Source organism: Dolichospermum flos-aquae CCAP 1403/13F (assembly GCF_012516395.1).
In the GTDB taxonomy this organism is placed as follows: Bacteria; Cyanobacteriota; Cyanobacteriia; order Cyanobacteriales; family Nostocaceae; genus Dolichospermum; species Dolichospermum lemmermannii.
Genome location: NZ_CP051206.1, coordinates 2,640,176 through 2,654,466 on the forward strand (window position 1 = coordinate 2,640,176; position 14,291 = coordinate 2,654,466).

Consider the following 14,291-nt stretch of genomic DNA (forward strand, 5'->3'; position numbering starts at 1 on the left):
ACGATTATCAATAATCTTGAGAATGAAGGAGACTTATTCTCAATAAACATAGTCTTGTGCTTTTTTTGTAAAAGTCTGATTTAAAAAACTTATAGCCTTCAGTTTTTAACTAACAACTGACCCACATTCGCAAAATGTGTCAAAATAAAGAATTGTCATAAAAAATATTGTTAAGGTAATTTAGTGACTTCAACTGCTCAAGCTAGTGCGAGTGCGCGTCGTGCGGTCTTCCCATTTACAGCCATCGTCGGTCAAGAAGAAATGAAACTGGCACTGCTGCTAAATGTCATTGACCCCAAAATTGGTGGTGTAATGATTATGGGCGATCGCGGCACCGGAAAATCTACAACTATCCGCGCCTTGGCGGACCTTTTACCAGAAATCCCTGTTGTCGCTAATGACCCCTTCAACAGTGACCCCAACGACACGGACTTGATGAGTGATGAAGTCCGTCAACAGGTAGCACAGGGGTTAGAAATTCCCATCACTCACAAAAAGGTGCAAATGGTAGATTTACCATTGGGTGCTACGGAAGACCGGGTTTGTGGGACAATTGACATTGAAAAAGCCTTATCTGAGGGTGTCAAAGCCTTTGAACCGGGACTCCTAGCCAAAGCCAACCGGGGTATTCTTTACGTTGATGAGGTCAACTTATTAGATGACCACTTGGTAGACGTACTCCTCGATTCCGCTGCTAGTGGTTGGAACACTGTGGAACGGGAAGGAATTTCTATCCGTCACCCTGCGAAGTTTGTTCTCGTTGGTTCAGGAAATCCAGAAGAAGGGGAATTACGTCCTCAACTTCTCGACCGTTTTGGAATGCACGCGGAAATCCGCACTGTGAAAGAACCAGCTTTGCGGGTGCAAATTGTGGAGGAACGGGGTGAATTTGACCAAAATCCGCCTGTGTATTTAGAAAAACACCAAGCACCACAAGTAGCATTACAAGAGAAAATTGTCAATGCCCAAAACTTATTACCACAAGTTAATTTAGACTATGACTTCCGGGTGAAAATTTCCGAAGTTTGTTCAGAATTAGATGTGGACGGGTTGCGGGGTGACATCGTGACAAACCGCGCTGCGAAAGCATTAACCGCTTTTGAAGGTCGGACAGAAGTTACAATTGACGATATCCGTCGGGTAATTACTTTATGTCTGCGTCACCGTTTGCGGAAAGATCCTTTAGAATCTATTGATACTGGCTATAAAGTGGAAAAGGTCTTTTGTCGGGTTTTTGGTGTGGAACTTCCAGAAGATTCAACCCAGAAAAATGGTGCAGGGGTAAAAGCTGGCGCTCGTTAGTTTTAATGTAGAGACGTTCCATGGAACGTCTCTACAACAGTTAATTAACAACTGACAAATTATGAGAACTTGGAATTTTTGGTTAAACAGCTTGATTTTATTGATTCAACATCATCCACCCCGATTTGTGGAGTTATTAATGTTAACATTAGCGATCGCTCTGCTGACAGTCTCCACCATTGTCCCAGATAAACCCTACATCATACTAGGTTTAAGTTTTGTCGTGGGAGCATCAACTTCTATATTAGTCCGGGAAGCAATGTCTCCCACCGAAAACAACCACACAGTTTTAACTCAACAACGCCTTACCCAATTTACCGCACTACTGTTATTAGGAATTAGTATTTACGGTTTTGCAGATTTAATTCACACGCTATAAATTTTCAGGATCAACTCCTAATTTTTTTAACATCTCTGCTAATTTATTAGCCTTTTTCTCAGATTCTAACCATTTTCTTTCAGATTCTAAATGTTTTTCCTCACTTTGTTGCATCCTTTCTTCTGGTGTTAAAAATCGTTTTCCATTTTCATCAAACCAATATAACCATTCCCTAGTTATTCCTTGATATGTTGCTTTTTCCATTCCTATTCCTAACCCTATCTCTGGTAGAAAAACAGGGTTTCCTGACAGTAACTTATATTCTCCATTGACTAATTTGTAAACCTCTAAACGTTGTTTTCTCTTACGCTGAGAATTATAAACTACATAATATAATATCTCCAATTCTTGAGCATAAAAATCTTTCTTAGTGCTATATTCTCCCCTATAGGTATGAGACACTATTTCTAACACTAAAATCGGTAATTTTTGTTCTTCCCATAATACATAACTGCGGCGTAAATCTTCATCAATTAATCTGGGAATACCAATACTTAAAAATCCATCTGGGACAATTGCAGGTTTATCTGGATCATAATATATTCCCATGTCTACGCCAAAAAACCAATCCCATCCTTGTGACCAGATTAAGGCTAACATGGCTTTTAATAAACCGGGAATTAAATCTTGTAGTTCGTTATCCACTGGTGTGTCGTCAGAGTCGGGTAATTCCTTAGATGAGGGTAAATAATTTAATTGGCTGTATTTTAGCATGATTGATATTACCAATTCTATTTTTATTATAATCCAGATCCCCAACTTCTAAGAAAAATCTATCATTTATTTACAAAATGAAAACAGAAGTCGGGGATATTTTTATCCTTGAATTATCGCTTTTTCTTCTTCAGTTAAACCATATAACCGATAAACAATTTCATCAATTAACCAATCACATTGTTTAAGTTGTTTTTTGATTGGTAGTAGTGTATTTAAACTTGATTGATATTCTCTTTCTAATATTTCCTGTTCTGTTCTCGCGGTGGGATCTATTTTTAGTTTTTTCTGATTTTTCTTGAGGATACCAATTAATTCATCAAAGGTTAAATGGTTATCTCCTTGATTTTGTTTATAATAATCACCTAAATAATTTTGAATTTTCGATTTATTGGTAAGATTATCAATTTCAGTACCGATTAATCTTTCTAACCATGTCAAAAATCCTTTAGTTTCTGTTTGTTTTTGTTTATTTAATTCTATCATTTGTTCGGCTAAATATGCGAGTAAGTCATGAATTACATCCGCTTCTGATGGTTGTTGGTTGAGGTGGTGATCAATTTGGGTAAATAGGATATCTGGGTTATGATTGATTTGATATTGTTGGTAAAAACTAATAATATTTTCTAGATATGCTTGGCGTTTTTCTAGGGGAGTTGTAAAGGAGATTTTGGGAATGGGAAGCGCAGCAAAATCATCTAACAAGATCTGAGGGAATGTATCATCTTCCCTAATAGCAAATTTTTTGCGAAAAACAAAACCTATAAGATTACTATTTAATATAGTTAGTAATGTCTTAAGGTGATAATTTGACACTGGTGGATAAATAGTCTTGATAATATATAATAAAGTATTACTATAAGCTTCTTTTTCATAAAAGCTTCCAAATAATCTAGTACCAACAACTTTTCTAAAAAGCAAGCGTTCTTTATTGAATAAATCCTCATTTCTTGGTTCGGCCAGCCATTTACCCCATTTAATCCAATTATCATTATTCCAAATAATAGAATATCTATTTATAGACTGACCTTCAAAGAAAGGACTAAATGAATTATCTATCTTTGTTAATGATGTAAATGGTTTAGAATCCATTATATTAGAAGTCTGAGGAGGAGTCCCTTTTCCCTTCTGATAAGCTTTAAGTCCATAGCTAATAGTTACAATTTTATTTAAGTCATCACTCTTATCAGCAACTTTTTCAAGTATTGAAGCCTCTTTTGGATAAAGATATGGATTAATAATATGTTGATGAAACTTTAGCCAGTAATCTTGGGTTCTATAATAATTTATTTGGTCTGTGTCATCAAGATTCACTAAAGATTTATTTTTATGGCATGGTATAATCAAAACATCACTATACTCTAATTGATCAGATAATTTCTTCTGAATTACATAAATACTTGTATCAACTGTAGCGTCAGAAAAAACTGTCTTAGGAAGTGCTACTATTGCTTTCAAATAACCTGTTTTCAAAAAAGTAACTCTTAAGTTTTCCGTAAAATCAAGATACATCCAGTTATCTGGTACAATAAGTGAAACTAAACCAAGATGACGTATTAATAGCAAAAAAGTTTTTTCCATAAAAGCAACATAACTTTCTGCTCTATACTGAACATATTGATAATTATTCTTTAGATAATTAGCATCTATTTCGTTTAAAAAAGAACCATAAGGAGGATTTCCAATCACAGCATCAAAACCAGGATTTTCTTTCCAACTTGCATTTTCTAAATCAATAAAAACCTCTGGAAATTCCAAATCCCAATGAAAAAACTGCTTTTGGTCAAATAACTTTCTCGCGTCTTCATATACTGCAATATCAGCAGCATTCATATTTTCAGAATTAGCATTAATCGCATTTGTACCATAAACCCGTAAGAAATGATCAGCACGTTTCAAACCAAAATATTTAGAAACATAAATATCTAATAACCGTTTATAAGGTTTCGCAGCTTGATCAAATTCCTTAAATAATCTTTCGCTAGTTTCCACTTCCGCAAAAGTTGCATCACTTAACGTACTCACACCGCGCATAATTTCCGCAGCACGTAACAACCCGACAAAGGGACCAGTTAATAAATTTAATTGTCCACTTTCCTCTTTTACCATATTCGCTTCTGCTTCTCGCGCAGTCGTACCAATAAGGGAATTTCCGCAGCGCAAATGATGATCTAAAAAACTCAAAGGAGCGCCAATTGTGAAAGAATGTAACCATAAACTCACCTTAGCTAATTCTACCGCCATTGGGTTCAAATCCACACCATAAATACAGCGTTTCATTACCACCCGTTGCAAAAGTTGAGTATCTTCTAACTTATTGACATCAATAGTAATTCCCTGCTGTTGTAAATTTGCTAAAATCCCCTCGCGGGTTTGTTTCAACATCTCCAAAACCGGATTATGTTCAGGATATTCATTTAAAATAATGATTAATTCATCTGTGAAATAATCAACAGCTTCTACCAAAAAATGTCCGCTTCCCATAGCAGGATCACATATCTTAATATCCAGTAAGGTATTTGTACTTTTTCTTTCTAAACGTTGTAAATCTTTTTGTAAACCATTACGGCTTTGTACTCCTAATCTACCATCTGCCATTTTTTCATGTAATTGGCTAATTTGCGTCATCAAATCCGCAAATTTTTGTTTTCTCTCCTCTAAAATCGGTTTGAGAGTATGACTAACAATGTATTTAACAATGTAATCAGGTGTGTAATAAGAACCCGTCGCTTTGCGTTCACCCTTATCATTTTCTAAATGGACTTTACCCGTATTTCCATCTGCAATCACTACGCGATATTCTAATAAACCTTCATAAATTGAACCCAATTGTCGCACACCTAAAAAGCTGTAGTCAATGGGTAATTTTTCAAACCGTGCTAATTTATCTAAAGCGGGAAATAAGACAGCATCAGATAATTGATTTTGATACAAAAACCAATTATCTGGATAGTCTTTGATGTCTTCAGCTTCATGAAAATCAAAATGAAATAAACCACCATTATAACGAGGTACTTCTAAAGCTGGATCACCTCTATCTACTATTTCAAATAAACCTAATAAACTCTTATAAATCTTTGTCGAAGTTTGACTTAATGTTCTTTGTTTATCAACACTTTCTGCTATTTCTTGGGTAATTTTAATCAAACTATAATCACGGTAAGCGGTAGTAATTGGTAATAGATTTCTGGCTTCAGCATATAATAGAAATAACAACTTATATAAAAATGATAAAGTGGCTGCATAAATCTGTTTTGGTTCTCCAGTTTTTCCCCGTCTGATAGCGTCTGCAACGAAACCCCCTGCTAAGTCAGGAAATATTTGCTCAAATACCAATGTTTTTAATTCATTTCCTACTTGAGTCGCATAAGTTGTACTTCCTTCTCTGACTCTTTCCAAAAAGTTTTTATTGTAACTATCTTTTTCAAAAGCAGCACTTCTAAAAAATAACCAGAAATATTTGAACTTTTCCAAATCTTCAGTTTCTAATAATTCTACCAAATCAAGAGGATAAAATTCTGTTGCGGTAGAAGATGCTTGACGATAATATAAACGCCATTCTCTCCCATTGGTTAAAATTCCCCAATCAACTCCCGTACCAGTCAAATAACTAGAAATTTGAAAAGATGGATTTTCATTCTTGAAAATATCTCTTTTATCATTAGCAGAAACTTTACTTAATGGTCTTTCCCAATATTTAGCTTCTGCTATTACCAATACTCTACCATAAAAAGCAGTTTCATTATTTTGAAAAGAGTAAGCTATATCCCTTTCATTTTCATTTGCAAACAACGCATAATCAGGACGTTCGGCTCTACCAGGGGAAACGCATCTAAATTATCTTGACAGAATACTATATTAGTGCATCAATATGGGAAAATATCTAACTTCATTCAAAATCTGATAAATTCCTTTATTAAAATTATAAAAATTTCATAAATTTAGAGTAATTATTTATTTTTAATGATGGATTTATTTTGTTCAGTTCTATATATTAATATCTATATTTTTTGGCATCAAAAATATAGATTCTATTGTAGAATCAACAGAAAAATAAATTGGTTATATTTATATTTGTCTATATTTTCTGATTTTTATCAGATACATTCTAAAATCTTCTCTAAATATTCATCATCCCATCCTGCACAAAACTGCTTACTTTTAGTTCCTAGTTTTTGGCTTTTTTCTTTTCCTAAAAGATTAACTGCTATATGACGAATAACTGCAAAGTTTTGTGGTGCATTATCCTTTCTTATCCGACAATCATCTTCTCTAAAAGCTACATCTAAAACCCAGTGTAATGAATTCTCTATACCCCAATGAGTGCGGACTGATTCTCCTAGTAATTTCGCATTATTTGTCAAACTACTTATATAATAGCCTGTCTCAACCTTCGTTTTTCCATTAACTTTTCGTATATATTCTACCATTCCTACACTTTGAAGATTTACCCATTTCTTATCAGTATCTATTCTTTCTTCTATGTCTGATAACATGAGATAATGACGAATCTCTTCTCTTCCATGTTTGTCTTCTTTTGTATGAAATTCACTATATTTGAATCCCTCAAACCCTTTAGATATAGCTTCTTTGAAGATTTCTTCTACATTCTTATATAAATTACCTTGATTCTTTTTGAGTGCGATAATATATTCGCCTGATTTTTCTGCAATTGATTTTACTATCTCTTTTTGACACCCCATCGCATCAATCGTTACTAAACATCCGGCTATATCTAATACTTTAATTAATTCCGGTATGGCTGTTATTTCATTTGACTTTTCTTCTACTTTACATTGTCCTAATACTAATTTATTACTAGTTGCCCATGCACTTACCATGTGAATCGCACCTTTATCCTTTCCTTTATCATATGAATGCCTTAATGTTTTCCCATCTATTGCTATGACTTCTCCTTCTGTAATTTTATTGATAGATTTTATCCAACTCAAAAAACAATTCTGAAATTGTTGCGGATCTATTCTCGCAAATACTCTGGCGAATGTATCATGAGATGGAATCCCGTTTGGAAGTTCTAAAAATTGTTTTAGCCATTTTTCTTTCTTTTTTCCATAAGCCTCCATCAATACCCAACTATCTACTCCACAGATCACTGCACAAATCGCAATGGTTACTATATCTATTAATTTATGCCTTTTTGTTCTCTCAACTCTTTTATCTTCTAAATCTTTAAAGTGATCTACTATTGTGATTTTTGGTGGTAGCTTCATTTTGTGAATTTTGTCTCTTTAGTTTTATTGAGAATACCACTTCAACTCATTTTATTGATTCTTATAGAAACGAATTTACCATCAAATTTTCTTCATACTCATTTATTGGCTTGATATTAACATGGTAATACTGCCCTTTTTATCTATTCATAGAAGTTACATTTTGTCAAAAAAAATTAGATGCGTTTCCCCTGTCGGCTCTACCTTTACCACGAGTTACAACTTGAGGAATATTAGAAAAGCCTAAAATATCTAATACTGGTTTAATAAACACATCTTCAGTTTGCGCTTCATTGAGAGTAGGTAAAATCGCCTTTTTTGATAAATAAAGATTTTTTAATTGCTCAAAATCTAGTTTAATATCTAAATGCCATTCTGGACATTCTTGCAGACGATATTTTAAATAATGTTGAGAAAATAATGGTTTATTTGGATTTTTTGTATCTGTCATAATTCTCCCTATAAATAGTAAAGTGTGTTAGGCTTTAGCCGTAACGCACCATATTATATTATATATGTTTAAGTAATTTATTCACATTTTTTCTGACACACTATAAATATACACTTAGTTAAAAACGGTGCGTTACGCTGCGCTAACGCACCCTACATGATTACAAAGTTTCTAAATCAATTCCTTTTGCTTGTAATTTGGCTAATAATTCCTGATACTGCTGTATAGCTATTTCTTTTCCATGACGTTCTTGTTCAGCACGTTGATATTCCTGTTCAGCACGTTGATATTCTTGTTCAGCAACTTGATTAAGTTCCAAAGATGTGAGAAACTTTCTTCCGTCAGGATAATAAATTTCTAAATTATCAGGTGTAATTTGAAAACGTATTCCCAATCTTGGACTTACCCAACCATTAATATCTTCGACAACTGTAAAAGCATCTTCCGCAAGTATAAATCCAGATAATTCTATAGTATCAGGATCATAAATATAATATTCTTCCACACCATAACGTTGATAAAAAAGCGATTTATTAATCATTTTGGGAGTACGATTTCCCGGTGATAAAATTTCAAAAACCACTTGAGGAGGAATATTATTTTCTTTCCATTGTTGATAAGAACCTCTATCTACTTTTGGTCTACCAAACACCACCATAACATCAGGTGCTTGACAAGTTTTGACACTTCCCTCGATAGGATACCAAAGTAAATCTCCAGCAATAAATACATCATCTCGTGATGCAAATAATATTTCTAAATTTTCTTTAATTTTAACAATCCATTGATATTGTTTCGTATTATCTGCCATTGGTTGACCGTCGCTGTCAGGATAGATGATTTCTGGTGCGCTTGCTGGTGCTAATTGCTGTACCATAGTGGATATCTCCAATAGGGATAGATTCCTATACTGCATTAATTATAATTGGTATCTGGTAAAAAAGAATGTCTTGACATTTCAGGGAACGTCTCCACAAAAAAACGGTTATGTAATTTTCTTAAAATATCTAATAATTTTCACTTAATATATAAAATTAGAGTAAAAGATAAATCCAAACAGACTCCATGCGTATTTCTCTAGACTGGTTAAAAGAACTCGTAGAAATCAAACTCACCCCCGAAGAACTGGCGGAAACCTTGACAATGGCAGGGTTTGAAGTAGAAGATATAGAAGATCGTCGCACTTGGGCTAATGGCGTAGTTGTGGGGAAAGTGCTAGAACGTCAACCCCACCCCAACGCCGATAAATTGAGCGTTTGTACCGTAGATATTGGGGCTGCTGAGACTGTAAATATCGTTTGCGGTGCTGGGAACGTCCGCGCAGATATCTATGTCCCCGTCGCCACCACAGGAACTTATTTACCCAACATTGATTTAAAAATCAAACCCGCAAAACTGCGCGGTGTTCCCTCCAATGGGATGATATGCTCTTTAAAAGAACTCGGTTTACCCACTGATATTGACGGTATTCATATCTTCCCCGCAGAAAATATGGTTGTGGGTAGTGACGTGCGTCCCCTGTTGGGTTTGGAAGATGTGATTTTAGATGTCACTGCTACCGCTAACCGGGCTGACGCTTTATCTATGGTGGGTATTGCGAGAGAAGTAGCAGCTTTAACTGGGGGAAAATTATCAATTCCCCCAATTGCAGAAGTTGAAAATACCAAAACTGCAAAAAACCTAACTTTAAAAATTTCCGAAACCCAAGCTTGTCCTGCTTATATTGGGACTGTTGTTGAAAACATCAAAATCGCCCCTTCTCCTGAATGGTTACAACAACGTTTACGCGCTGCGGGAGTCAGACCAATTAATAATGTAGTTGATATCACAAACTACGTTTTATTAGAAAGAGGACAACCGCTTCACGCTTTCGACAAAGAGCGTTTACAATCTGTAGGTGAGGGGGAAAATTTAATTATTGGTGTCCGGTTTGCGGAAGTTGGAGAAACTTTAACAACCTTAGATGGAAATATTCGTAATTTATCAACCCAAAATTTATTAATTACTGCTAATAATCAAGCGGTGGCTTTAGCAGGTGTTATGGGTGGTGCAGAAACAGAAGTTCATGAAGGTACACAAAGTTTAGTTTTAGAAGCGGCGTTATTTGATTCTGTGGCTATTCGGCGTTCTTCTCGCAGTGCGGGGTTAAGAAGTGAGGCTTCTGGTAGATACGAAAGGGGCGTAAATCGAGCAGAATTAGAAATAGCTTGCAACCGGGCTTTATCCTTGATTAGTGAATTAGCTGCGGGTGTGATTGTTCAGCAAGAAATTTCCGATTATCGTCCAGATATTTCTACTTGGTCACATTCTATTAACCTGCGTTTAGATAAAGTTAATGAAGTGTTAGGTCCCATTGAATTAGGACAAGAAACAGGAGAATTACAACCAGAAGATGTAGAAAAAATTCTCACAGCTTTAGGGTGTGAATTAGTCAAAATTGATGACCGGAATTGGACAGTTACCGTACCTCCCTATCGTTACCGCGACTTAGAACGGGAAATTGATTTAATTGAAGAAATTGCCCGGTTATATGGTTATGATAAGTTCTGTGATACTCTACCAGAAAAATCCGAAGCTGGTTATCTATCTTTAGAACAAGAGTTAATTCGCAGGTTACGCGCTTATCTCCGCGCTGAAGGTTTGACTGAATTAATTCATTATTCTTTGGTGAAACCAGGTGAAGATAAACAGATCATTTTAAGTAACCCTTTGTTTGCTGAATATTCGGCTTTACGCACTGATTTGATTTCCGGTTTAATTTCCGCTTTCCAATACAATTTAGAGCAGGGAAATGGGGCGTTAAATGGTTTTGAAATCGGGCGCGTTTTCTGGCGTGAAGAAATCGGTTTACAAGAAGCAGAAATGCTGGCTGGAATTATCGGTGGTGATATAACTTCCGGTAAATGGTCAAGAGGTGGTAAGGAAGAAGCGATTACTTGGTTTGAGGCCAAAGGTATTTTAGAAAGTGTCTTTAAACAACTAAAATTAACTGTAGAATTTCAACCTGAAAACCGAGATTCTCGTTTACATCCTGGACGCACAGCTTCATTGTGGTTAAAAGGTAATAGACTGGGAACATTTGGACAAATTCACCCTCAATTACGTCGAGAGAAAGATTTGCCAGAAGCCGTTTATGTGTTTCAATTGGATTTGGATACCCTGTTGGATGCTTGGGATCATGATGATCTGTTAGTTCCCAAATTCAGTTCCTATTCTACCTATCCAGCTAGTGACAGAGATTTGGCATTTTTTGCTTCTGTGAAAGTGACAGTTTCCGAAATTGAAAAGGTCATTAATAAAGCTGGGAAAGGGTTATTAAACTCGGTGGAATTGTTTGATGAATATCGTGGTGAACACGTTCCCACAGGACAACGCAGTTTAGCTTTTCGGTTAGTATATCGTGCGAGCGATCGCACTCTCACTGAAACTGAAATTGAACCGGTTCATAATCAGGTGCGGACAGCCTTAGTTGAAAAATTTGGTGTAAATTTGAGAAGTTAATCCAAAACAGTCGGTTTTAACCGACTTTTGCTATGAGACAGGGAATTTATTCCCTGGCTTTATTCTTATCAATTATCACTAAACCGTCAAAAACTTTTGAATCACATCTTGACTAAGTTCCTGAGTTAGACCGGAAGCAACAATCCCCCCTTTTTGCATAGCATAATAATAATCTGCTTGACGGACAAAATGCAAGTGTTGTTCTACCAATAAAACAGAAATCCCTGTAGTTTCAATAATCTGACGAACTGCGGCTTCAATTTCCAAAATGATTGAGGGTTGAATACCTTCCGTCGGTTCATCTAATACGAGTAGTTGTGGTTTTCCCATTAAAGCACGAGCGATCGCTAATTGTTGCTGTTGTCCACCACTTAGATCTCCACCCATACGAGAAAGCATAGTTTTTAATACTGGAAATAAACTAAAAATTTCTGGGGGAATTTCTGGTTTTTTGACTGGTTTTTGTCTAGCTTCTAATCCCAAAAGCAGATTTTCTTTAACTGTTAATCGCGGGATAATTTCCCTTCCCTGACTCACATAACCAATCCCCATTTTCGCTCTTTCATAAGTTTGTTTACCATTAATTATCTCCCCAGCAAAATTAATAATTCCGCTGCTGGGTTTGAGTAAGCCAATAATTGTTTTTAGCATGGTTGTTTTTCCCACCCCATTGCGGCCAATTAAACATACCATCTGTCCTGATAATACAGTCAAATCTACATTTCTGAGAATATGACTTTCACCATAATGAACGTTAAGATTAGAAATTTTTAGCATTATAAAATTAACCTGATTAACTATTTTAATTTTTCCTAACTTTACCCCACCCTCCCCCTCCCCTTGTCAATAAACTTGTGTGTACACCGTAGTTTGAAAAGGGGGGCTAAACTTCTCAAAATCCCCCTTAGAAAGGGGGATTTAGGGGGATCGAATAGCGTTTAGCATCTTTATCTAGTACACAACGGCGTAAGTCAATCAACCATTAAAAATTTGACAAAAGCTTGTGTAATCTGCTTTTTAAATTTTTAATTTTTAATTTTTAATTCCGCACTGCGGTACTAGAGATGTGTGTACACCGTAGGTCTTTAGACCGGAGAGTGTCAACTAATTGCTATGATTAGAAACTGAAAGTAGTTCTCAAAGCACCAATTACTAAATTGCTACTGCGATCATCGTGATTTGGGGCTGTTAGCCAAATTACAGCGGGGGTAATGGTGATATTATCGCTGACCTTGTATTGATAAAATCCCTCAACGTGATAGGAGGTATTTGGATCTTTCGTAACTCCAGTAACAGTAGAATTCGTGACCTTTGGTTCCATACCAAATACAATGCCAGCTAAGTTACCTTTTTTACCCAAATCTGGTAAACCTAAAGTAACAGCATAGTTCCAAATTTCTGCTTTTCCTTTGGTACCAGTCAAAACTTGACTATTGGTATATCCAGCCCAACCACCTAAAATAAGTTGCTTCGTAATACCTAAAGATGCTTCCACACCGTAGGAATTACTGGAAAAGTTTGTACCAGGGGCAAGATTGGTAAATGTGGCGTTATTACTACCTGTAACCAGCGACTTGTTATAGGAATTGATGTAAGTTAAACCAAGGGAAATGCGATCGCTTGGTTTGACTGTTAATTGTGCTAAACCGCCGTAGGGACCATCAAACAACCCATTTCCGGGAGTAGGGTTATTGTGTTGACTAGCTAAGTAACCTAAACTGAGAGTTAAATTTTTACCGAATTTTTGTTTTACACCTAGTCCTGCCCCACCCAATTGGGCATAGATGGGGTTTCTGGTTGCAAATGCGGACACAGCACCAGACCCACCATTCCCATCAAATAGATTCAATGTGCTGTCAAGGTCGAGAATTATACCATCATTGGCTATGATGTTGGCATAAGTGTTTTTACCAAGGGGGAATCCATAGGAAAGCGCACCTATGGAAACATTGTTATTAGGTGTGCCACTGGCAAAGGACAATTTACCTTCTGGAGTATTAAGACCAAAACTGTTAATATTGTTGCTTTCTAGCCTGGTAAACAGTGTGTCTTTTCCAGTAAAACTGGTGACAAGCTCCAGTCTAGTTCTAGCGCCTAATGTCGTATTCTTGCTAGTAATGTTACTAGTACCAACTTTATCACCAGAAACAACACCACTAACAACCGCAACAACCTGTCCTTGCAGTTTTGTGGTAGTTGAAAATTGATTGGCTTCTAAATCAGCAGTTCTGGCTTCTACAGTGTCTACACGCCCTTTTAAGGTTGCTAGTTCTGCGGAAAAGTCATTTTGCAACTTTTGGATTGTTGCTAAATCTTGTTTTGTCGTTAAATCAGCGGTAGCAGTAGCAATTAATTCATTGACTCGATCTAAACAAGCATTCAAACCAGCCGCAAATTCGTATCGTGACAACGCCCGATTACCCCGAAAAGTCCCGTTAGGATAACCTGCAACACATCCATAGCGTTCTACCAATGATTGTAATGCCTGAAATGCCCAATCATTAGGTTGGACATCAGATAACTGAGACACGGAGGTAACTTGAGATATTACCTTTTGTTGATTATTTATATTTAATTGTTGAGAATTAGTGTCAGTCTGGAGTTGATTATTTGCTGGTATTTCTTCAGCCAAGACTCCAGAACTTGTCCATAGTATAGCACTGATAACAGTCGAACTAGCAAGTAAATATGTTAAGAGCTTTTGCATTTTTCT

Annotated in this window: 10 protein-coding genes; 3 read left to right on the forward strand and 7 right to left on the reverse strand. The window is 36.0% G+C overall.

Features of this window, described 5'->3' with window-relative positions; translation table 11 throughout:
- Positions 1-183: 183 nt before the first annotated feature.
- The gene (gene bchI, locus HGD76_RS12980; protein ID WP_168696035.1) at positions 184-1,302 is read left to right on the forward strand and encodes a magnesium chelatase ATPase subunit I; all 1,119 of its coding nucleotides are present in this window, start codon (positions 184-186) and stop codon (positions 1,300-1,302) included.
- A 61-nt stretch (positions 1,303-1,363) separates the two neighbouring features.
- Positions 1,364-1,681 (forward strand): hypothetical protein, encoded by a 318-nt coding sequence (locus tag HGD76_RS12985; RefSeq protein WP_148760560.1) that lies wholly within the window; start codon positions 1,364-1,366, stop codon positions 1,679-1,681.
- Here the strand turns inward: HGD76_RS12985 and HGD76_RS12990 are convergent.
- The 5 genes from HGD76_RS12990 to HGD76_RS13010 form a co-directional block, all read right to left on the reverse strand.
- Positions 1,676-2,395 (reverse strand): Uma2 family endonuclease, encoded by a 720-nt coding sequence (locus tag HGD76_RS12990; protein ID WP_210967633.1) that lies wholly within the window; start codon positions 2,393-2,395, stop codon positions 1,676-1,678. The two genes, HGD76_RS12985 and HGD76_RS12990, sit on opposite strands and share 6 nt — an antisense overlap.
- A gap of 102 nt (positions 2,396-2,497) precedes the next feature.
- On the reverse strand, positions 2,498-6,187 hold the full coding sequence (locus tag HGD76_RS12995; RefSeq protein ID WP_233466872.1) for an Eco57I restriction-modification methylase domain-containing protein: 3,690 nt from the start codon (positions 6,185-6,187) through the stop codon (positions 2,498-2,500).
- Between the two features lie 305 nt (positions 6,188-6,492).
- Complete coding sequence (locus HGD76_RS13000) at positions 6,493-7,626, reverse strand: ISAs1-like element ISAsp2 family transposase (RefSeq protein ID WP_168694588.1); 1,134 nt, start codon at positions 7,624-7,626, stop codon at positions 6,493-6,495.
- Between the two features lie 166 nt (positions 7,627-7,792).
- On the reverse strand, positions 7,793-8,077 hold the full coding sequence (locus HGD76_RS13005) for a hypothetical protein (protein WP_168696036.1): 285 nt from the start codon (positions 8,075-8,077) through the stop codon (positions 7,793-7,795).
- 160 nt (positions 8,078-8,237) lie between these two features.
- Complete coding sequence (locus tag HGD76_RS13010; RefSeq protein WP_168633662.1) at positions 8,238-8,954, reverse strand: Uma2 family endonuclease; 717 nt, start codon at positions 8,952-8,954, stop codon at positions 8,238-8,240.
- A gap of 188 nt (positions 8,955-9,142) precedes the next feature.
- Here HGD76_RS13010 and pheT point away from each other — a divergent pair, with 188 nt between their 5' ends.
- Complete coding sequence (gene pheT, locus HGD76_RS13015; protein WP_168696037.1) at positions 9,143-11,578, forward strand: phenylalanine--tRNA ligase subunit beta; 2,436 nt, start codon at positions 9,143-9,145, stop codon at positions 11,576-11,578.
- Between the two features lie 78 nt (positions 11,579-11,656).
- Here the strand turns inward: pheT and urtE are convergent, their stop codons facing one another.
- Positions 11,657-12,355 (reverse strand): urea ABC transporter ATP-binding subunit UrtE, encoded by a 699-nt coding sequence (gene urtE / locus HGD76_RS13020; protein ID WP_168696038.1) that lies wholly within the window; start codon positions 12,353-12,355, stop codon positions 11,657-11,659.
- A 340-nt stretch (positions 12,356-12,695) separates the two neighbouring features.
- Complete coding sequence (locus HGD76_RS13025; protein WP_168696039.1) at positions 12,696-14,285, reverse strand: iron uptake porin; 1,590 nt, start codon at positions 14,283-14,285, stop codon at positions 12,696-12,698.
- Between the last annotated feature and the right edge of the window lie 6 nt (positions 14,286-14,291).